Origin of the sequence: Novosphingobium sp. CCH12-A3 (genome assembly GCF_001556015.1) — a bacterium.
Lineage (GTDB): Bacteria > Pseudomonadota > Alphaproteobacteria > Sphingomonadales > Sphingomonadaceae > Novosphingobium > Novosphingobium subterraneum.
The window spans coordinates 1-20,035 of record NZ_LSIA01000016.1 but is presented as its reverse complement, the minus strand read 5'-3'; the positions used below and the strand labels follow the sequence as shown (position 1 = coordinate 20,035).

21 protein-coding genes are annotated in these 20,035 nt (G+C 64.3%); 14 read left to right on the top strand and 7 right to left on the bottom strand.

Annotation, left to right across the window (positions count from 1 at the left end):
* The first annotated feature begins 38 nt into the window (after positions 1-38).
* The 5 genes from AX703_RS00835 to AX703_RS00815 all read left to right on the top strand — a co-directional run bounded on the left by AX703_RS00835 (position 39) and on the right by AX703_RS00815 (position 6,148).
* Entirely contained in the window at positions 39-665 is a 627-nt protein-coding gene (locus tag AX703_RS00835) for a gluconate 2-dehydrogenase subunit 3 family protein (RefSeq protein ID WP_062341926.1), read from the top strand.
* Positions 666-677: 12 nt separating this feature from the next.
* The gene (locus AX703_RS00830) at positions 678-2,357 is read left to right on the top strand and encodes a GMC oxidoreductase (protein ID WP_062341924.1); all 1,680 of its coding nucleotides are present in this window, start codon (positions 678-680) and stop codon (positions 2,355-2,357) included.
* A gap of 4 nt (positions 2,358-2,361) precedes the next feature.
* Positions 2,362-3,813 (top strand): MFS transporter, encoded by a 1,452-nt coding sequence (locus tag AX703_RS00825; RefSeq protein ID WP_062341922.1) that lies wholly within the window; start codon positions 2,362-2,364, stop codon positions 3,811-3,813.
* A 62-nt stretch (positions 3,814-3,875) separates the two neighbouring features.
* Entirely contained in the window at positions 3,876-4,523 is a 648-nt protein-coding gene (locus AX703_RS00820; RefSeq protein ID WP_062341982.1) for an HD domain-containing protein, read from the top strand.
* A gap of 41 nt (positions 4,524-4,564) precedes the next feature.
* Entirely contained in the window at positions 4,565-6,148 is a 1,584-nt protein-coding gene (locus AX703_RS00815; RefSeq protein ID WP_082734329.1) for a fatty acid--CoA ligase, read from the top strand.
* A 61-nt stretch (positions 6,149-6,209) separates the two neighbouring features.
* Here the strand turns inward: AX703_RS00815 and AX703_RS00810 are convergent, their stop codons facing one another.
* On the bottom strand, positions 6,210-6,866 hold the full coding sequence (locus AX703_RS00810; protein ID WP_039337923.1) for an alpha/beta hydrolase: 657 nt from the start codon (positions 6,864-6,866) through the stop codon (positions 6,210-6,212).
* A 126-nt stretch (positions 6,867-6,992) separates the two neighbouring features.
* Here AX703_RS00810 and AX703_RS00805 point away from each other — a divergent pair, with 126 nt between their 5' ends.
* From AX703_RS00805 to AX703_RS00780, 6 genes are all read left to right on the top strand, one after another.
* On the top strand, positions 6,993-8,048 hold the full coding sequence (locus AX703_RS00805) for a cysteine desulfurase family protein (RefSeq protein ID WP_062341920.1): 1,056 nt from the start codon (positions 6,993-6,995) through the stop codon (positions 8,046-8,048).
* Positions 8,045-9,127: a cysteine desulfurase family protein gene (locus AX703_RS00800; RefSeq protein ID WP_062341918.1), complete on the top strand. Its 1,083-nt coding sequence runs from the start codon at positions 8,045-8,047 to the stop codon at positions 9,125-9,127. Before AX703_RS00805 ends, AX703_RS00800 begins: the two co-directional genes overlap by 4 nt.
* A gap of 2 nt (positions 9,128-9,129) precedes the next feature.
* Positions 9,130-9,462, top strand: coding sequence for a 2Fe-2S iron-sulfur cluster-binding protein (locus tag AX703_RS00795; protein WP_039337925.1), 333 nt, complete (start codon positions 9,130-9,132; stop codon positions 9,460-9,462).
* A gap of 34 nt (positions 9,463-9,496) precedes the next feature.
* Entirely contained in the window at positions 9,497-10,672 is a 1,176-nt protein-coding gene (locus AX703_RS00790; protein ID WP_062341916.1) for a mechanosensitive ion channel family protein, read from the top strand.
* Between the two features lie 88 nt (positions 10,673-10,760).
* Positions 10,761-11,918 carry an iron-containing alcohol dehydrogenase gene (locus AX703_RS00785; protein WP_062341914.1) on the top strand — a complete coding sequence of 386 codons (1,158 nt, stop codon included), beginning with the start codon at positions 10,761-10,763 and terminating at the stop codon, positions 11,916-11,918.
* Positions 11,919-12,054: 136 nt separating this feature from the next.
* Entirely contained in the window at positions 12,055-14,184 is a 2,130-nt protein-coding gene (locus AX703_RS00780; RefSeq protein ID WP_062341978.1) for a malate synthase G, read from the top strand.
* A gap of 31 nt (positions 14,185-14,215) precedes the next feature.
* On the opposite strand, the gene rsmA is transcribed toward AX703_RS00780, so the two are convergent.
* Genes rsmA through AX703_RS00765 form a run of 3 tightly spaced genes read right to left on the bottom strand, consistent with a single transcriptional unit; the run spans position 14,216 to position 16,735 of the window.
* Positions 14,216-15,037 carry a 16S rRNA (adenine(1518)-N(6)/adenine(1519)-N(6))-dimethyltransferase RsmA gene (gene rsmA, locus AX703_RS00775; protein ID WP_062341976.1) on the bottom strand — a complete coding sequence of 274 codons (822 nt, stop codon included), beginning with the start codon at positions 15,035-15,037 and terminating at the stop codon, positions 14,216-14,218.
* Positions 15,034-16,035, bottom strand: coding sequence for a 4-hydroxythreonine-4-phosphate dehydrogenase PdxA (gene pdxA / locus AX703_RS00770; RefSeq protein ID WP_062341912.1), 1,002 nt, complete (start codon positions 16,033-16,035; stop codon positions 15,034-15,036). Before pdxA ends, rsmA begins: the two co-directional genes overlap by 4 nt.
* Positions 16,036-16,045: 10 nt before the next feature.
* The gene (locus tag AX703_RS00765; protein ID WP_062341910.1) at positions 16,046-16,735 is read right to left on the bottom strand and encodes an HAD-IA family hydrolase; all 690 of its coding nucleotides are present in this window, start codon (positions 16,733-16,735) and stop codon (positions 16,046-16,048) included.
* A gap of 61 nt (positions 16,736-16,796) precedes the next feature.
* Between AX703_RS00765 and glmU the strand changes: the two genes are divergently transcribed.
* Complete coding sequence (gene glmU / locus AX703_RS00760) at positions 16,797-18,158, top strand: bifunctional UDP-N-acetylglucosamine diphosphorylase/glucosamine-1-phosphate N-acetyltransferase GlmU (RefSeq protein ID WP_062341974.1); 1,362 nt, start codon at positions 16,797-16,799, stop codon at positions 18,156-18,158.
* Positions 18,159-18,186: 28 nt separating this feature from the next.
* Here the strand turns inward: glmU and AX703_RS00755 are convergent, their stop codons facing one another.
* From AX703_RS00755 to AX703_RS00745, 3 genes are all read right to left on the bottom strand, one after another.
* Complete coding sequence (locus AX703_RS00755; RefSeq protein WP_156451860.1) at positions 18,187-18,498, bottom strand: type II toxin-antitoxin system RelE/ParE family toxin; 312 nt, start codon at positions 18,496-18,498, stop codon at positions 18,187-18,189.
* Entirely contained in the window at positions 18,495-18,746 is a 252-nt protein-coding gene (locus AX703_RS00750; protein ID WP_062341908.1) for an antitoxin, read from the bottom strand. The genes AX703_RS00755 and AX703_RS00750 overlap by 4 nt, the downstream gene beginning before the upstream one ends.
* A 67-nt stretch (positions 18,747-18,813) precedes the next feature.
* Positions 18,814-19,230, bottom strand: a complete 417-nt coding sequence (locus AX703_RS00745; RefSeq protein WP_062341906.1) for a DUF3597 domain-containing protein — start codon at positions 19,228-19,230, stop codon at positions 18,814-18,816.
* A gap of 98 nt (positions 19,231-19,328) precedes the next feature.
* Here AX703_RS00745 and AX703_RS00740 point away from each other — a divergent pair, with 98 nt between their 5' ends.
* Together AX703_RS00740 and AX703_RS00735 are read left to right on the top strand one after the other, a co-directional pair.
* A complete protein-coding gene (locus tag AX703_RS00740; RefSeq protein WP_062341970.1) occupies positions 19,329-19,577 on the top strand; it encodes a ribbon-helix-helix domain-containing protein in 249 nt (82 codons plus the stop codon).
* A gap of 2 nt (positions 19,578-19,579) precedes the next feature.
* Positions 19,580-19,945, top strand: a complete 366-nt coding sequence (locus AX703_RS00735; protein WP_062341904.1) for a type II toxin-antitoxin system VapC family toxin — start codon at positions 19,580-19,582, stop codon at positions 19,943-19,945.
* Positions 19,946-20,035: the final 90 nt, after the last annotated feature.

Sequence of the window (20,035 nt, the reverse complement as noted above, 5' to 3'; positions counted from 1 at the left end):
GCGCGCGGTCATCCGTGCGCCGGGAGAGTCATCGGTTGATGCAGAATGATCCGCAGCGCGGCTGGAATCGCCGCGAATTCGTCAGCGCCTCTGCGCTGATCGCCTTGGCGCTTGGCGTGCCCGCCGCCGCCGTGAGCCTGACCCGACTCGAATCGGAAGAAGCGCCGAGCAACGGGCAGCGCCTCATGATGAAGGAGGTCAGCCAGTTGGTGATCCCGCGTTCCGCAACCCCCGGTGCGGGTGACGTTGGCGCAGGCGATTTTGCGATCCTTGCGCTCGCCCACGGGCTTGATGGCTCGCGTTCGCCGCTCAAGGACCCTACCGCTTATGCCCGGTTTGCGCGCAACGACGGCTCGATACGGCACGTTGCCTGGCTCGAGAAGGAGCTCGACGGACGGACTGGCGGCAGTTTCCTGAAGGCGCCGGCAGCGCAACGCCTTGCCGCAGTGAAGGCGGTGGATGCCGAAGCCTTCGCCAGCCGCGAGAGCGAGAGCCCGTGGAAGGCCATCAAGGGCCTGATCCTGACGGGGTATTACACCAGCGAAGTCGGTGGCGCGCAGGAGCTGCGCTACGAGCCGGTCCCTGGCCGTTTCGATCCCGACCTGCCGCTGACGCCCGATTTCAGGGCGATTTCCAACGACTGGACCGCGGTCGACTTCGGATAAGGACTGACTGACATGCAATTCGACGCGATCGTGGTCGGCTCCGGTATCACCGGCGGCTGGGCGGCCAAGGAACTGACGCAGGCCGGCCTCAAGGTCCTGATGATCGAGCGTGGGCGCGAAATCGTCCACGGCGAGTACGAGACCGAGAACAAGGCCCCTTGGGAAATGCCGTTCCGTGGCCTCGGCGATGCGGCGCTCTATGCCCGCGAATACCAGGTCCAGATGAAGAACCGGCACTTCAACGAGTTCACCCAGGGGCACTTCGTCAACGACAAGGAAAACCCGTACTCGACCGGTTCGGATACCGATTTCACGTGGTTCCGCTCCTATCAGTTGGGCGGTCGCTCGCTGACCTGGGGGCGGCAGTCGTATCGCTGGTCCGATTACGATTTCGGCGCCAACAAGCGCGATGGCCACGGCACCGACTGGCCGATCCGCTATGCCGATCTGGCGCCATGGTATGACAAGGTCGAGGAATTCATCGGCGTTTCGGGCAGCCCGGAAGGCCTGCCTCAGTTGCCCGATGGCAAGTTCCAGCCGGGCATGAAGCTCAACGTGGTCGAGGAGCACGTGCGCAAGGTCGTGGCTGACAAGTTCGGCCGCTGCCTGACTATCGGTCGCACCGCGAACATGACCGTCGCCAAGCCCGAAGAGGGCCGCTCGGAATGTCAGAACCGCTCGATCTGTACGCGCGGTTGCTCGTTCGGGGCCTACTTCTCGACGCAGTCGAGCACGCTTCCGGCAGCGAAGGCCACCGGCAACCTGACCGTGGTGACCGATGCCATCGTTGAAGGCGTGGACTACGATCCGAAGACGAAGCGCGTGACTGGCGTGCGCTATGTCAACACGAAGGACGGGACGCGGGGGGCTGCCACGGCGCGACTGGTGTTCCTCAATGCAGGCGCCTTCAACTCGGTCCACCTCCTGCTCAATTCGCGCAGCGAGGCGATGCCGACTGGCCTTGGCAATTCCAGCGGCGTGCTCGGCACCCAGATCATGGATCACGCCAACACGCTTTCGACGATCGCGCTTTTCCCGCAGTTCAACGATCGCACCACGTTCGGCAACCGGCCGACCGGGGCGATCATCGCGCGCTATCGCAACATGGATGCGATGGATGGCGAGGGCCATACCCGCGGCTTCTCGTTCCAGGGCGGCGCGCTGCAGAGCAACTGGGGTGCGGGCAAGCGCGAGGCCGGAATCGGGGCGGAACTGAAGGACAAGCTGCACCAGCCCGGCATGTGGCGCATGGTGCTGGTCGCTTTTGCCGACTGCGTGCCGCGCGACAGCAACCGCCTTACTCTGGACCGGACCAGGACCGACCGCTTCGGCATTCCGCAGCTTCACGTCGATTTCGCCTTCGGCAAGGAAGAGCAGGCCGCATTGGCGCAGGCCAAGGCCGATGCCGCCGAAATGATGACCGCGGCGGGCGGCACCGTGATCATGGGCCTCGACAAGCCGGGGCCGGGCGGCACGGCGATCCACGAAATGGGCGGGGCGCGCATGGGCCTCGATCCGAAGACCTCGGTGCTCAACAAGTGGAGCCAGGCGCACGACATCCCGAACCTGTTCGTGACCGACGGCGCGCAGATGGCATCTTCGGCCTGCCAGAACCCATCGCTGACCTACATGGCGCTGACAGCGCGGGCCTGCGACGCGGCGGTGAAGATGCTCCGCGAAGGCGTGATCTGAGGAGATGGCCCAGACTATCGCCGGCATGACCGAGAGGCAGAAGAGCCTCGCATTCTTCACGCTGATCACCGCGCTGGTGCTCGAGATCGTCGACGTCACGATCATCAACACCGCGCTCCCGGCCATGCAGGCTGACTTCGCTGCTCGCGGGCAGGACCTTGGCGGCAGCGCGGCGCAGTGGATCGCGGCGGGCTATTCGCTGGCGTTCGGCTTGCTGCTGATCCTCGGCGGGCGGCTGGGTGACCTGTTCGGCGGGCGGGCGATGTTCCTGACCGGCGTTGCAGGCTTCACGCTGGCCTCGCTGCTGTGTGGCGCGGCGGCCGATCCGCATTTCCTGATTGCTGCGCGTGTTCTGCAGGGCGCGGCGGGCGCGATCATGGCGCCGCAGGTCATGGCGGTGATCCAGATCCTCTACGATCCGGTCGAGCGCATCGGGCGGCTGGCGTGGTTCGGGGTGATCGGCGGGCTTGCCGGCATTGCCGGGCCAATCATCGGCGGGCTGCTGATTTCGGCGGACATCGCCGGACTTGGCTGGCGCACGGTGTTCCTGATCAACCTGCCCATCGGCATCGCAGCGTTCACGGCCGGGTGGCGCTATCTGCCCCGCGAGATCGCGCACAAGGGCGCCAAGATCGACGTCATCGGCACGCTGGCGTTCGGAGCAGCGCTGGCGGCCATGCTGTTCCCGCTGGTGCGGGGCGAGCATGCCGGGCTGGATGCGGCAAGCCTCGCGCTGCTGGCGGCATCGCCGCTGCTGATGTGGGCGGCGTGGGCCGGGCTCAACCGCCGCGCCAGGGCTGGCAGACCGGTGATCTTCGATCCGGAACTGCTGCACAACGGCCTGTTCCGGACAGGCGCGCTGATCGGCCTGATCTTCTCGGCCGCGAACACCGGCTTCCTGTTCGTGTTCGCCCATGCGTTGCAATCGCGGCTCGGCTATTCGCCCCTGCAGACGGGCCTCGTCCACATCCCGTTCAGTGCTGGCGTCATGCTCGGCATGGGTTTCCTCGGGCGGCGCTACCTCGCGAGAATGGGCAAGTGGGTGCTGGTTTCTGCGGCGCTGGCTCTGGTTGTGGCTGATACAGCCACCCTTTCCTGGATCGCCTGGGGTGGCCCCGGTCTGCCGCTGTTGCTCCCGGCGCTTCTGCTGGCGGGCGTGGGGATGGGTTGCCTTTCCGGCCCGGTCTCGCCGGTGGCTCTGGCGCGGGTCGACCGACTCCACGCCGGGGCTGCAAGCGGCATTCTCAAGACCGTGCTGCAGATGGGCAGCGCGTTCGGCATTGCGCTGGTCGGCAGTGCCTATTTCGCGCTGGGCGGACCGGAACTGGCGATGGGCAGCAGCGGCATCTACGCAGCGCTTGCCGTCATCCTCGTGCTGTTGGTCGGTTGCCTTGTGCTGGCGCTTTCCCTGCCAGGGCAGATATTTGCGCCTGAGGCCTCTTCCCAAGCAGCATAAACGCGATAATCTCATCCGAAACGAGATGCGCCGCCAAGGCGCACCGTGAGAGGATGATCGCCATGGACGACCTGCCTACCGCCAAGTTCCACACCATGACCGAAGGCACCCAGGAAGACTGGGACGCGATCATGACCCACATGCGGCCCTTTGCGCAGAGCGGCGGCGCGCGCGTGCTCGATCACTTGCGCCTGCTGGAGGGCGATTGCGGGGGCTTTGCGGTCGATCGGCTGACCCATTGCCTGCAGACCGCGACCCGTGCCCACCGCGACGGGCGGGACGAGGCTTACGTGGTGATGGCCCTGCTGCACGACATTGGCGACACGCTTGGTGCCTTCAACCACCCGGACGTTGCCGCTGCGATCCTCAAGCCGTTCGTTTCGGAAGAGCTGCTGTGGATCGTCCAGCACCACGGCATTTTCCAGGGCTACAACTTCTTCCACTTCATCGGCCTCGATCGCAACATGCGCGACAAGTTCGCCGATCACCCTTATGCTGCGGCGACGGCCGAGTTCATCGAGAAGTACGATTGCCCGGCGTTCGACCCGAACTATGACACCTTGCCGCTCGAGTTTTTCGAGCCGATGGTCATGCGCCTCTTCGAACGGCCTTTGAACAGCGTGTACAAGAAAGCCATGGCGGAAGCCAGAGGCGGCCAGAAGCAAGGCGATACACTCTGTCACGATTGGTGGGCTTGCACCTTGCCTTAATTGCGTGATTAACTGCGCAAAATTGCTTGGGAGAGCAACACATGGCCGACGCCGCCGTGAAGCGGACGACAGCAGAGCGCACTGCCGACCTGTTCACCTTCGACGAATTCATTCGGTTCTGGGCAGCCGATCGACCTCGAGGCCTCGCCCTCGACGGACCGGACCGGACGCTGACCTATGGCAGCCTCGAGTCCACAACGGCACAGGTGGTCGCGGGCCTTGTCGACCTTGGTATCGGCAAGGGAGACCGGATTGCCTGGTTCGGCAAGAACAGCACGCTCTATTTCACGTTGTTCTTCGCTGCTGCCCGCCTCGGCGCGGTCATGGTTCCGATCGGCTGGCGTCTGGCCCCGGCAGAAGCGACGTGGATTGCCAGCGATGCGCAGGCGAAAGCCGTATTCCTCGGGGCCGGGTTCGAAGGACTGGCTGCGACATTTTCCGCGCTCCCTACCGTGCGTATGGCGCTGACGCAGGACGAGGCGTGGCGCTGGATCGATGCGCAGCAGCCAATCGCCCATGAGGCCGCCGGGCCGGATGATGCGGTGCTGCAGCTCTATACCTCTGGCACGACCGGCAACCCCAAGGGAGCGGTGCTTTCAAATCGCAACCTGTTCGGCTTGCGCAAGCAATCGCTGGGGCAGGATCAGCCCTATACCCAGATGACGGACGACGAAGCGATCCTCGTTGCCATGCCGTGCGCCCATATCGGCGGCACCGGCCTTGGCGTCATGGCCATGGGGGCGGGATTGCCGGGCATTATCCTTGCCGAGTTCGAGCCGCGCGCGGTGTTCGATGCGGTGGAGCAAAAGGGCGTCACGCGCTTCTTCATCGTGCCCGCTGCACTTCAGATGCTGCTCAATCACCCCGACTGCGCCAGCGTGGACTTTGCCCGCGTGAAGTACATCATCTATGGCGCATCGCCGATCCCGCTGGTCTTGCTCCGGGAATGCATCGCCATGTTCAAGGCCGAGTTCATCCAGGCCTATGGCATGACCGAGACGACCGGCACGATCTGCATGCTCCCGCCCGAGGACCACTGCGTCGAGGGAAATCAGCGCATGCGGTCTGCCGGTAAGCCGCTGCCGGGTGTCGAAGTCCGGGTGGTCGGCGAAAACGGCGAGGCGTTGGGGCCGAACGAGATTGGCGAGATCCAGACGCGCTCGTCAAACAACATGCTGGGGTACTGGAACCTGCCCGAGGCCACCGCGAAGACGATGACCCCCGAGGGCTGGATTGCCACCGGCGACGCCGGTTACCTTGACGAGGACGGCTACGTCTACATGCACGACCGGATCAAGGACATGATCATTTCGGGCGGCGAGAATGTCTATCCGGCGCAGGTCGAAAGCGCGATCTATGGCCATCCCGATGTGCTGGAAGTGGCGGTGATCGGCGTGCCCGATGCGACATGGGGCGAAGCCGTGAAGGCGGTGTGCGTGCCAAAGCCTGGCCACGTGATCGATCCGCAATCGATCATCGACTGGACGCGGGAGCGCCTGGCCGGGTTCAAGGTGCCCAAGTCGGTCGATGTGATCGAGGCGCTGCCGCGCAATCCTTCAGGCAAGATCCTGCGTCGCACCTTGCGTGAGCCCTACTGGGCTGGCTTCGAACGCCAGGTGAATTGACAGGGCACTGGCCGATCAGGGGGCCGGCTGGGCGGCATTCCTACCAGCCGGCTCCAATGCATCAGCGGATCGGGCAATCCGGCGAGAGGCGCATGTCGAGGTAGTTGTCGACCGCGCGCATCATGTCATCCATCTCGTTCTCGAAGAAGTGGTTGGCACGCGGGATTTCGTCGTGATGGATGGTGATGTGCTTCTGCGTGCGCAGCTTGTCGACCAGCTTCTGCACCGCGTTGGGCGTGACGACCGTATCCGCCGTGCCCTGCACGATGATGCCCGAGGCGGGGCATGGGGCAAGGAAGCTGAAATCGTACATGTTGGCGGGCGGCGCCACCGAGATGAAGCCGCGGATCTCAGGGCGGCGCATCAGCAACTGCATGCCGATCAGCGCGCCGAACGAATAGCCTGCGATCCAGGTGGTGCTGGCTTCGGGGTGGATCGACTGGACCCAATCGAGCGCGGCTGCGGCGTCACTGAGTTCACCGATGCCGTTGTCAAAACTGCCCTGGCTGCGGCCGACGCCACGGAAGTTGAAGCGCAGCGTGGCAAAGCCGCGGGCCACGAAGGTCTTGTAGAGCGCCTGCGTGATGCGATCGTTCATCGTGCCGCCCGCCTGCGGGTGCGGGTGGAGGATCATCGCAACCGGTGCGCGGGGGCGGCTGGCGGGCTGGAAACGGCCTTCGAGGCGGCCTTCGGGGCCGGGAAAAATGACTGCGGGCATTGCCTGTCCGGTAATCCTGTGGTCTGGCCCCATGCGGCACGGAATGCCGGGGCTGGGAATTAAGCTGATGGCTATATAGAAACCGAGCCTTCGAAAGCAATCTTTCCACGCATTCCGGGGCGAATCTTGCCGCTAAATTCGATCTACCTCGATCACGCCGCCACAACCCCGCTGCTGCCTGAGGCACTGGCGGCGATGGAGGAGGGCTGGCGCATCTGGGCCAACCCTTCGAGCCCCCATGCAGCGGGACGCGCGGCAAGGGCGGCGCTGGAGGATGCGCGGGCGCGGGTGAAGAAGGCGCTTGCCTGGGACGGCGAGGTGATCTTCACCAGCGGAGCAAGTGAGGCGCTGGAGATTGCCACGAAAAAAGTTTCCCCGGGGAAACATAACAGGAACATCACGAGCGCGGTAGAGCATGAGGCGGTGCTGCGGCTGACGCCAGGCGCTGTTCGCTTGGCCGTCGATGCGAATGGCCTGGTCAGCATTTCCGGCCTTGAGCAGGCGCTAAAGGAGGAAGGGCCGGCGCTTCTGGCAATCCAGCAGGTCAATAGCGAAACCGGCGTGATGCAGGATCTCGCGTCGCTGGGCGCGTTGGCAAAGTCCAGCAATGCGCTGATGCTGGTCGACGCGGCGCAGGGCACAGGCAAGCTTCCGCTGCCCGAGGCCGACATGATCGCGGTTTCGGCGCACAAGTTTGGCGGACCGGTGGGCATCGGCGCGTTGCTGGTGCGCAGTTATGGCCTGCTGCACCCCGGCGGCGGCCAGGAGCGCGGCTATCGTGCCGGGACCGAGCCGATGCCGCTGGTGCTGGGCATGGCGGCAGCGCTGGAGGCTGGAAATGCATGGCTCAAGCGCGCTTCAGGTTTGCGGGAATCGCTTGAGAATCAACTGCTTGAAATCGGGGCGGAAATTGTAGCGCCGGGTTCCCCGCGCAGCCCGACGATTGCCGCCTATCGCATGCCGGGCAAATCCAGCGCGGCGCAATTGATCCGGTTCGATGGCGCAGGGATCGCCGTTTCCGCCGGGAGCGCATGTTCGTCCGGCTCGTTGAAGGCGAGCCACGTGCTGACCGCGATGGGCTATGCCCATCCGGGCGAGGTCATCCGCGTGTCCATCGGGCGCGAGACGACCGAGGCCGAGATCGCCCGCTTCGTCGAGGTGTGGAAGGAGATCCGGGGGTGATCTACCTCGATTATCAGGCGACCACGCCGCTCTCTCCTCAGGCGCGCGAGGCAATGATGCCGTGGCTGGCGGGGCCAGAGGCCATGGGATTCGCCAATCCCCACAGCCCCCATCGCGCCGGACGTGCGGCGGCAGCCGCGGTCGAAGTTGCGCGCGAGCAGGTGGCGGCGCTGCTCCCGCCCGACGGGCGCGTGGTCTTCACCTCGGGCGCGACCGAGGCGATCAACCTTGCTCTGGCTGGATGTGGCCGAAAGCGGCTTTCGGTCAGCGCAATTGAACACGCGGCGGTCCTGGATACGGCGCGGGTTCTTGATCCCGCTGTGGCGGTGCTGCCGGTCGATGGTGCGGGTCTGGTCGATCCTGAGGTGGCGATTCCGGCGGGAACCGGTCTTGTCGCGGTGATGCAGGTCAACAACGAGATCGGCACGATCCAGCCGATCGAAGCGCTGGCCCGGCGGGCACGCGACATGGGGGCGCTGTTCCTGTGCGATGCCGTGCAGGGGGCCGGAAAGATCGCCGCTCCGCACGGAGCGGACCTGATCGCGGTGTCCTCGCACAAGCTCTATGGCCCGAAAGGCATCGGCGCGCTGTGGGTGCGTGACGGGGTGGAACTTGCGCCCCTGATCCATGGCGGGGGGCAGGAGGGCGGTTTGCGTTCGGGTACGCTCTCGCCAGCGCTCTGCGCGGGCTTCGGAGCGGCGGCGGCGCTGTGCACAAGTCTGTCGGAAACCGACCGGCTTCATGTGGATAAGCTGTGGGCGAAGGCTTTGTCTCTGTTCGAGGGATGGATTCTGAACGGGAGCGCCACCGAGCGCTGGCATGGCAATCTCAACCTGCGATTGCCGGGACTGGACGTGGCGAGACTGTTGTCGGAATGCCGCACGATCGCAATTTCAGCGGGATCGGCCTGCGCCAGCGGGTCGGGCAGGCCAAGCCATGTCTTGCGCGCGCTCGGACTTTCGGACAGGGATAGCAGAACCGCGATCCGCATCGGTTTCGGACGCTATACGGGGGATGATGAACTGGAACAGGCTGCCGAGGCGATCAACGCCGCGGCGCGCGCGCAGGGAGTCTTGTAACCATGGTCAGCGTCACCTTCGTCACCGCAAAGGGTGAAAAGATCGCCGCAGAGGGCGAAGCGGGGACGCGACTTCTGGAACTGGGGCAAGCCAAGGGCATGCCGCTTGAGGGCACCTGCGAAGGCCAGATGGCCTGCTCCACCTGCCATGTGGTCATCGATGCCGACTGGTTTGCGAAACTGCCGCCAGCGATCGACGATGAGGAGGACATGCTCGACCTGGCTGCCGGGGTGACGCGGACGAGTCGCCTGTCATGCCAGATCGAACTTACCGAGGCGCTCGACGGGCTGGTGGTGCACATACCGGCCGAAGCGCGGGACATGCAGGGGCGCTAGGGAACGGATCGGCGGACCATCGCTTGAACAAGGCATGATCGTTACTCCGAAGGCCGCCGCGCTCGCTCTTCCATCCAGCCCCGACGTTCTGATTGCCGATACGACCGGCTGGATTACCGACAACTGGTTGCGCATCTCGATCGCCATCGGCATCGCGGCTGTCGTCGTTCTGGTCCTTGTCACCATCCGCAACCTCGGGCGCCGGTTCTGCCCCGAAGGCGAGGCGCTGGTCGGCTGGAAGACAATCATCGGCCGAATGGCAAGCCGCACGCGATTCTGGTTCATCGTGCTGGTCGCAGCGGAGGCGGTAGCCAGCTACGCGCAGACACCGGTCTGGCTGGACAAGACCATTCGCTTCCTCTTCACCGTCGGCTTCACCTTCCAGGCAGCGCTGTGGGTTCGGGAACTGACGATAGGCCTGATCGAACATCGCGCAGGTGAAGCACAACACGCCAATGGTGCGCTGAGTTCGGCACTCAACATCCTGAGGGCGCTGGTGACATTCCTCGTCTTCGCCATTGCCTTCGTCCTCATCCTCGGAAACCTTGGCGTCAATGTCGCCGGGCTCGTTGCGGGCCTTGGCATAGGCGGCATTGCGATCGGTCTTGCGGCTCAAGGCATCTTCTCCGACCTGTTTGCCGGCATTTCGATCCTGTTCGACCGGCCTTTCAAGGTGGGGGAAGTGATCAGCTGGGGCGGAAATACCGGAACTGTCGAGATCATCGGCATGCGCACCACCCGCATCAGGCTGGTAAGCGGAGAACTGCTGGTGGTTTCGAACAAGAACCTGCTCGACAAGGAGATCAGCAATCTTACCGTGCGCGATCACATCCGCCTGACTTTCGCGATTGGCGTTGCCTATGAAACCCCGCCTGAAACCCTGGCGCGGATTCCGGCAATGCTGAAGGCGCTGGGCGAGGCGGAAGGCGCGAAAGTGGCCCGCTCAGGCTTCGAGGCGTTCGGAGCCAGTTCGCTTGATTTCACCCTGATCCTCGACGTGCCGGGTGCTGACTGGAACGTAGCGCATCCTTTGCGCGATCGCTTGCTGGTGGCGATCATGGAGCGCTTTGCCGCCGAAGGAATCAGCATACCCTATCCCACGCAGACGACCTTTACCGCCGCGCCCGACGGTACGTTGATCATGCCCTATCCCGATGGAGCGGTGATTCCCTTCACGGCAGAGCCGCTTGGTGATGCCCGACGGAATTGAGCGGTGACGGCCCGAACGGGTGCTTTTGCCAGCTTGCCGTCCGCCGCGATTTGCGGTCGGATAGGCAGGCTTTGGCAAGAGGACAGGTATGGCGGCGATCAATCTTCCACGGATCATCAGGGTAGGGGGCGGCACACTGGCCGAATTGCCGGAAGCGCTTGCCCAGTGCGGGGTGTCCCGACCATTCATCGTGACCGACGCATTCCTGGTGAGCAGCGGGATGGTGGCGACGTTGCTCGCCGTGCTCGACAAAGCCGGCATCGATGCGATCGTGTTCGCCGATACGGTGCCCGATCCGACCGTGGCGGTGGTTGAAGCTGCGCTGGAGGCTCTGCGTGCTGCCGATTGCGATTGCGTTATCGGCTTCGGCGGCGGCAGCCCGATCGATACGGCAAAGGCCATTGCCGCACTGGCGGTGGAGCCGAGGCCGGTCCAGTCGATGAAGACTCCGGCAACGACGGACGTGCCCGGCCTGCCGATCATCGCCGTGCCTACCACGGCTGGGACCGGATCGGAGGCAACGAAGTTCACCATCGTCACCGATGAGGCCAGCAGCGAGAAAATGCTTTGCGCTGGCCTTGCTTTTCTGCCGACCGTGGCGATCGTCGATTTCGAACTGACCATGGGCAAGCCCGCGCGGCTGACAGCCGATACCGGCATCGATTCGCTTACCCATGCGATCGAGGCTTACGTCTCGAAAAAGGCCAATGCCTTCAGCGATGCCATGGCGCTTTCGGCGATGAAGCTGATCGCGCCCGCTATTCGCACTGCCTGTAACGAGCCGGGCAACCGGGCAGCGCGCGAGGCGATGATGGTGGGGGCGCATCATGCGGGGATCGCATTCTCCAACGCCAGCGTGGCGCTGGTTCATGGCATGAGCCGACCGGTGGGCGCGTTCTTTCATGTGCCGCACGGGCTTTCCAACGCCATGCTGCTGCCTGCGGTGACGGCCTTCTCCGCGCCAGCCGCGCTTGCGCGCTATGCCGATTGCGCGCGGGCGATGGGCGTCGCCAGTGCGGACGAGGGCGATCAGGCGGCGGTGGCGCGGCTGCTGGAGGAACTGGCAGCATTGAACGCTGACCTGTCCGTGCCATCCCCGCGTTCTCACGGTATCAGCGAGGCGCGGTGGTTCGAGGTGGTGCCGGAAATGGCGCGGCAGGCGCTGGCTTCGGGATCACCCGGCAACAACCCGCGCGTGCCCGATGCGGCGGAGATCGAGCGGCTCTATGCAGAGGCATTCGGCTGAGGCACGACTTTCGCATGATTGCAATGCAATGTCGGATCATGCATAGGCTTTAGCCGTTCCTCCCCAGGTTCATCGGATTCGGCTTTTCGCAAGATTTGCGGGGCGCCGCTTATGTGAGCGTATGGACATGGGTGAAATGAACGGACGTATCGAACGCAGCGGCCTGAAGGTCGACGCTAACCTCGCCAGCTTCATCGACAATGACGTGCTCGGGCCACTTGGGCTTGACGCGGGCGCATTCTGGCAGGGCTTTGCCGCGCTGGTCGGCCATTTCGCCCCGGTAAACCGTATGTTGCTGGACAAGCGCGAGGCGCTGCAGGCGCTGATCGATTCGTGGCACTGCGAGCGCAAGGGCAAGCCGATCGATCCGGCCGAGTATCGCGCATTCCTGACCGAGATCGGCTATCTTGTGGCAGAGCCTGAGGATTTCGTGATCGGCACGCAGAACGTCGACCGCGAGATTGCCTGCATGGCAGGGCCGCAGCTGGTCGTGCCGGTTCTGAATGACCGGTTCGTGCTCAATGCGGCGAATGCGCGCTGGTGTAGTCTCTACGATGCCTGGTACGGCACCGACGCGCTCGATGCGGCCCCGGCCCGGCCGGGCGGCTACGACAAGGAACGCGGCGCGGCGGTGGTCCGCGCGGGCCGCGCGTTCCTTGACCTGACATTCCCGCTGGACGGCATGAGCTGGACCGAATGGGACGGGGCGACCAGCCTGCCGTTGTGCGATGAGATGCAGTTTGCCGGCACGAAACCCGGTGGCATTCTGCTGTGCAACAACGGTTTGCATGTCGAAATCGTGCTGGACCGGACGCACCCGGTGGGCATGGATGACAAGGCGGGCATTGCGGATATCGTCATGGAAGCGGCGCTGACCAGCATTGTCGACCTCGAGGATTCGGTCGCTGCAGTCGACGCCGAAGACAAGCTGCTGGCCTATCGCAACTGGCTCGGTCTGATGCGCGGCGATCTCGAGGCGAGATTCAGCAAGGGCGGCAAGACCATGACCCGCGCGCTTGAGCCGGACCGCGAGTGGACTTCGGCCAAGGGTGAGGCGATCACGCTGCCGGGGCGCAGCCTGCTGTTCGTGCGCAATGTCGGCCACCTGATGACCAATCCGGCGATCCTGCTCCAGGACGGCAGCGAGATACCGGAAGGCATCATGGACGCTGTGATCACGTCGGCGATTGGCATGCACGACCTCAAGGGCCTGGGCCGCCACCGCAACAGCCGCACCGGCAGCATCTATATCGTCAAGCCCAAGATGCACGGTCCCGAAGAGGTCGCCTTCACCAATGACCTGTTCAACGCGGTCGAGGACCTGCTCGGGCTGGAACGCCACACCGTGAAGGTTGGCGTGATGGACGAGGAGCGGCGCACGTCTGCCAATCTCGCCGCCTGCATCGAGAAGGTTCGCGACCGCATCGTGTTCATCAATACCGGCTTCCTCGACCGCACCGGCGACGAGATCCACACCTCGATGCAGGCGGGGGCGATGATCCGGAAAGGGGCCATCAAGGGATCTGGCTGGATCGCGGCTTACGAAAAGCGCAACGTCTGCATCGGTCTGGCCCACGGGCTTTCGGGCAAGGCGCAGATCGGCAAGGGCATGTGGGCCGCGCCCGACATGATGCACGACATGATGCAACAGAAGATCGCGCATCCCCGCACCGGGGCGAACACTGCCTGGGTGCCTTCGCCGACGGCGGCAACGCTGCACGCGATGCACTATCATCAGGTGGATGTGTTCGGGGTTCAGCGCGACGTTGCGCAGGAAGCGACACCGGGTCTGGACGCGCTTCTCGCCATTCCGCTGGCCGATGGTGCCAACTGGTCGGAAGAGGAAGTGCGCGAGGAACTGGACAACAACGCGCAAGGCCTGCTGGGCTATGTCGTGCGCTGGATCGATCAGGGCGTCGGCTGCTCCAAGGTGCCTGACATCAATGACATCGGGCTGATGGAGGACCGCGCGACCTTGCGGATTTCCAGCCAGCACATGGCCAACTGGCTGCTGCACGGCGTGGCCACCAACGAACAAGTCATGGACAGCCTCAAGCGCATGGCAGCCAAGGTCGATGCGCAGAACGCGGGCGATCCGCTCTACGAGCCGATGGCCGGAAATTGGGAAGAAAGCTTTGCCTTCCGTGCGGCCTGCGATCTGGTGTTCAACGGGGTGGAGCAGCCCAACGGCTATACCGAGCCGTTGTTGCATGCATGGCGCCTGAAGAAGAAGGCCGCTTTGGCGAAGGTCGCCGAGCCGGCCTGAACTTGAAGGGGGCGGGCCTGCGGGTCCGCCCTTACTTCGTCAGCACGCGAGCGATGGAGACGAATTCCTCCACGCTCAACGTCTCGGCCCGGCGCTGTGCGTCGATGCCGAGCGCTTCGAGCGCGTTCAGCGCGCCGGGCAGGCCCTTCAGGGACTGGCGCAACATCTTGCGGCGCTGGCCGAAGGCGGCTTCCGTCACGCGCTCCAGCATGCGGGCGGAAACGCCTTCGGGCATGGTGCCGGGTTCGACATGGATGATCGCCGACATGACCTTGGGCGGCGGAGTGAAGGCACTGCGGTGAACCTTCATCGCTATGCGCGGGGACGCGCGCCACTGTGCCAGCACGGCAAGGCGGCCATAGGCATCCGTGCCGGGCGCGGCGACGATGCGCTCCGCCACTTCCAGCTGGAACATCAGCGTCAACGACTTCCACTGCGGCGGCCAGTCTTGCCCTGATAGCCAGCCGGTGAACAGCTGCGTGCCGACGTTGTAGGGCAGGTTCGCCGCGACGTGCCACGGACCTTCAAACAGCGTTGCCGGATCGATCCTTGTGGCATCGCCCTGAATCACGGTCAGCTGGCCGGGGAAGGCATCGGACAGTTCGGCAAGCGCAGGCATGCAGCGCTTGTCCATTTCGATCGCGGTGACGTTTGCGCCTGCACGCAGCAGGGCGCGGGTCAGGCCGCCGGGGCCGGGACCGACTTCAAGAACATTCTCGCCCTTGAGCTTGCCGGGGACGCGCGCGATGCGATCGAGCAACTGCTCGTCGAACAGGAAGTTCTGGCCGAGCGCCTTGGTGGCGAAAAGGCCGTGGCGATTGATGACGTCGCGTAGAGGGGGGAGGTCGGTCATGCCGAAGCCCTCCTCGCGGCACATTCGCCCGCCATGCGCAGCGCTGCGATAGTGGGGCCGACGCGCGCCTTGCCGGTGCCGGCGATGACGAAGGCGGTGCCATGATCGGGCGAGGTGCGGATGATCGGCAGGCCGAGCGTCACGTTCACGCCAGCATCGAAATCCAGCGCCTTCATCGGGATCAGCGCCTGATCGTGGTACATGCAGATGGCCACGTCATAGCCCTCACGCGCTTCTGCGTGGAACATGGTATCCGGCGGGAGCGGTCCGAAGGCGTTGATCCCGGCGTCACGGAGCATGGCCACGGCGGGAGCGACGACCTGCGTGTCCTCATGGCCCATGCGCCCGTCCTCGCCCGCGTGGGGGTTTAGCCCGGCGACCGCGAGGCGCGGATCGGCGATGCCGTAATCGCGCACTAACGCCGCAGCGGTGATCGCGGCGCGGGTGCGGATCAGTTCGGCGGTGAGCATGTCCGGCACCAGCCGCAGCGCCACATGGACGGTGATCGGCACGACCTTGAGGCTTGGCCCGGCGAGCATCATCACCGCGTTCTCGGCCGTCACGCCGCATGCTTGCGCCACGAATTCGGTCTGCCCCGGGTGATCGAAACCGACTCTTGCCAAGCGGCTCTTGGCGATGGGGCCAGTGACCAGCGCCGATGCCGCGCCCGAGCGGACGAGGCCGGTGGCAGTGGCAAGCGCATTCAGGGCAAGGCTGGCGCCCGCATCGTCAGGCTCGCCCGGAGTGTAGCGCAGATCGGCAAGGTCCAGCACCGGCAGCGCGCCGCCAAAGCATTCCGCCACTTCATCGGGTGCCTTGACCGTGCAGACCGGCACCAAGATGCCACGCCGTCGCGCCGCTTCCTCGATAACTCGGGCCGAGCCGACGACGAAGAACGGGGGCAAGCCTTCGCTATCGCGCAACGCCCACGCGGCGGCGGCAAGTTCCGGGCCGACGCCTGCCGGATCGCCGATGGTAAGGGCTAGGGGAGCGGTCATCCGGGAAAGCCTAGACGCACTGCGCAACGCTGGCGAGACGCTCCAGCGTCGGCACCAGCTCATCGTAATGATCGATTACGGCATCGGCGCCAAGCTCGTCAGCCGGAAGGTCGTTAAAGCCGAAGCGGACGGCGACGACCGGCATTTGCGCGGCCTTGGCGGCGCCCACGTCGAAGGTGGTATCGCCGACGAAAGCTGCAGGGCCTCCGCCACAGCGCGCGACCATTTCGTGCAGCATGTCGGGCTTGGGCTTCGACCGATGGCGACCCAGCGTATCGCCGCCGATCACGCAGGCGAAGCGGTGGAGCAGGCCCAGTTCCTCGAACAGCCTGACCGCCAGGCCTTCAGCCTTGTTGGTGGCGATGGCGATCTTCACGCCGCGCGCGTCGAGTTCGTCCATCATCGCTGCGCCACCGGGAAAAAGTTCGGTGTGGTGGGCGATGTTGTGGCCGTAGAATTCAATCAGGCTCGCCTGCAGGCCGGGGAAGGCGTCCTCGTCCACCCCGCCCGATTCCGTCAGCGCCGAACGCAGCATCTGCGCCGCGCCGCCGCCGATGTGGCGCTTCGTCTCCTCCAGCGGCACAGGTGGCCTGCCTGCGAGAGCCAGCGCGTGATTGAGCGCGACGCCGAGATCGCGGCTGGTATCGAGCAGCGTGCCGTCGAGATCGAATCCGACGATTGCATAAGGAAAATCCGCCATGGTGCGCCCAAGTGGCGCGCAGTTCTGGAAAGCGCAAGATTTGTCTGGCAAGGGTGCGGCCATGACTGAACAGACCCCCCTCGCCATTATCGTCCTCGCCGCCGGAAAAGGCACCCGCATGAAGAGCGACCTGCACAAGGTGCTGCATCCGATCGCGGGCAGGCCGATGGTGGGGCACCTGATGGCGAGCGCTGCGGAGCTCTCGCCGCAGCGTCAGGTGGTGGTGGCAGGGCACGGGCGCGAGCAGCTGGAAAAGGCGCTCGGCGGATCTGCGACGATTGCCGTGCAGGACCCGCAACTGGGCACAGCGCACGCCGTGCAGCAGGCCGAGGGCGCGCTCGCCGGTTTTGAGGGCGATGTGCTGATTCTCTATGGCGACGTGCCGTTTGTGCGCGCCGAGACGATGCGGGCGATGATCGCGCGATTGCATGAAAATGATGCGCCAGCCGCGGTCGTGCTGGGCTTCGCGCCCGCCGATACCCTGCAATACGGACGCGTGATTGCTGAAGATGGGCGGATCGTGAAGATGGTCGAGCACAAGGACGCGACCGACGAGGAGCGTGCCTGCCGCGTGTGCAATTCGGGCCTCATGGCGGTGCGCAGCGCGGACCTGTTCGGCCTGCTCGCCCGCGTCGGCAACGACAATGCCCAAGGCGAATACTACCTGCCCGACGTGGTCAACATCGCGATTGCCGATGGCCGGACTTGTGCCGTGGTCGTCACCGACGATGCCGATGAAGTGGCCGGGATCAACAGCCGCGCGGAGCTTGCCGAAGCCGAAGGCCGCTGGCAGCAGCGCCGCCGGTCGCAGGCCATGGCCGATGGCGCAACGCTGATCGCGCCCGAAACCGTGTGGTTTTCGTGGGACACCGTGCTTGGCCGCGATGTGACGGTAGAGCCCAACGTGTTCTTCGGCCCCGGCGTGACCGTGGCCGATGGCGTGACGATCCACGCCTTTTGCCATCTCGAAGGCGCGACGCTGTCGCCCGGCGTCCACATCGGTCCCTATGCCCGCCTGCGGCCTGGTGCGAAGCTGGAGGAGGACGTCAAGGTCGGCAACTTCGTCGAGGTCAAGAACACCGTGATGCACCGCGGTGCCAAGGCCAGCCACCTGACCTACCTCGGCGACGCCGAAGTGGGTGCCGAAGCCAACATCGGCGCAGGCACGATCACCTGCAACTATGATGGCTACTTCAAGTACAAGACCACGATCGGCGAACGCGCCTTCATCGGCTCGAACTCGGCCCTGATCGCCCCCGTGAAGATCGGCGCGGACGCCATTGTCGCGGCAGGCAGCGCCGTGTCACGCGACGTGGCCGACGGCGAGCTGCGCATGGTGCGGGCAGAACAGCTGGTAAAGCCCGGCTGGGCGGACCGGTTCCATGATGCGATGAAGAAGAAGAAGGCCGAGAAGCGGGGGTAATCGCCAACTAACCTGAGCAAACGCTGTGCTACATGAGCCTGTCCGACAACTGAGCGATCAGGTCCATCCGCTCATGCAAAATGGCAATGACGAGTGCGGGGGCGTCGCTGCGATCTAGGCAAAAGATGAAGTGATGTTCGCATCGGGCAACCCGCAATAGGGGATGGATTTCGGGGAGCGAGCGAAAGTTGCCTTGGGCCCCTGCTAGGCGCGCCATGCCCTGTTCAAGTGCCTGCGAATATTTGCGGGCCTGTGATGCGCTCCATTGGTTGCGCGTGTAGCGAATGATGCTCCTCAGGTCCGCTTCAGCAGCACCGCTTAGCTGAAACCGTGCGATCAAGCCGATTTGCCCGGCGAGAGTTCTTCGTCAACAATCTCGTTAACGCTCTTTTGTGAGACGTCCCCCGCCAAGCCTTTGGCGATACGATCACGCAACAGTTCCGTCAGTTCGCTCCACGCATCATCTGGGTCAGCAGCTGGAAACAGTCGCTCAAGCGCATATTGCTTGATGGTTTTGCCCTGCAAGGCAGCGACAGCCTTGAGGTGCTGGTGTTGCTTGTCAGTGATGTCGATACTCAGGCGACTCATTTCAGCTATCCAAGGTCTTGTTCAAACCCACAATACCACATCTGTGGGTTTGAACAATCGGAGGCGCTCAATCCAGCATTGCTGCAGGCACCTTGCCGCCGTTCTCCGCCAGCTTGCGCATCGTCGCCTTGTGCAGCCAGATGTTCATCTCCGCCGAACCGTCGAGCGCGCCGGTGTAGCCAAGCTCCTGAGCTAGCTCCTTGCGATTGGCGAGGCTGGAATCGATGCCGAGCAGCTTCATCAGGTCGACGATCGAGCTGCGCCAGTTGAGGTCCTTGCCCTGCGCCATTTCAACAAGGTTGGCTTCGACGTCGAACTGCGAAACGGGGGCTGCGGTTGCTGTTGGTGCGGGCGCTGGCGCCGGAGTCGATGGCGAAGGGGCAGCAGGGGTTGCGGTGGGCGCGGGTTTTGGCGTCTGGCCGGTCTGGGTCGGGCGCGTGCCCTTCCACGAGATGGCGTCCATGATCTTGCTGAAAATGCTCATCGGGTGCTCCTGCGATGGGTTTCCACAGGCAACCGGCGAGGGCAGGGATGCGTTCCTCAGGGCTTGACGATAGCACGATATCATATCATGATATCGTCATGACTCGTATCCTCGCCGATATCCCGGATGAAGACATTGCCGCGCTCGATGCGCGCGCCAGCGAACAGGGCAAATCGCGGGCTGCGCTCGTGCGCGAGGCGGTGAAGCTTTATCTCGTGCAGAGCGATACGAGCAACGACTGGATTGACCGCTATGCCGGGTTGTGGGCCCATCGCACCGATATCGGCGACAGCGTCGAATATCAGCGCGCCATGCGCGAGGATCGCCGACCTTACGAAGACATCTGACCGTGTCGGCACCGTTTTTCGACACCAACATCGTGATCGACTGGCTGCGGCGGATGCCCCATGCCACGCAGGAGATCGCGCGATATCGCAGCCACCGCATCAGCAGGATCGTGTGGACCGAAGTGATGGCCGGTGAAGCACTGGAAAGGCGCGATCTGGTGCGTGAAGCCTTGAGCCATTTCGATTGCGTGGAAATCGATGCGCGGATCGCCACTGCAGCAGCCGATATCCGCTATCGCAGCCGGATGACGCTGATGGATGCCTATATCCTGGCTACTGCACAGGTTAACGGGGCCATTCTGATTACACGAAATACCAAGGATTTTCCGGCAACCATGCCCGGCATCCGCGTGCCCTATACGCTCTAAGCGCCACAACACTCTAAACGAAAGCCCATCCCCAAATGTGCGGAATCATCGGAATCGTCGGCAAGGAACAGGTGGCAGACCGGCTGGTCG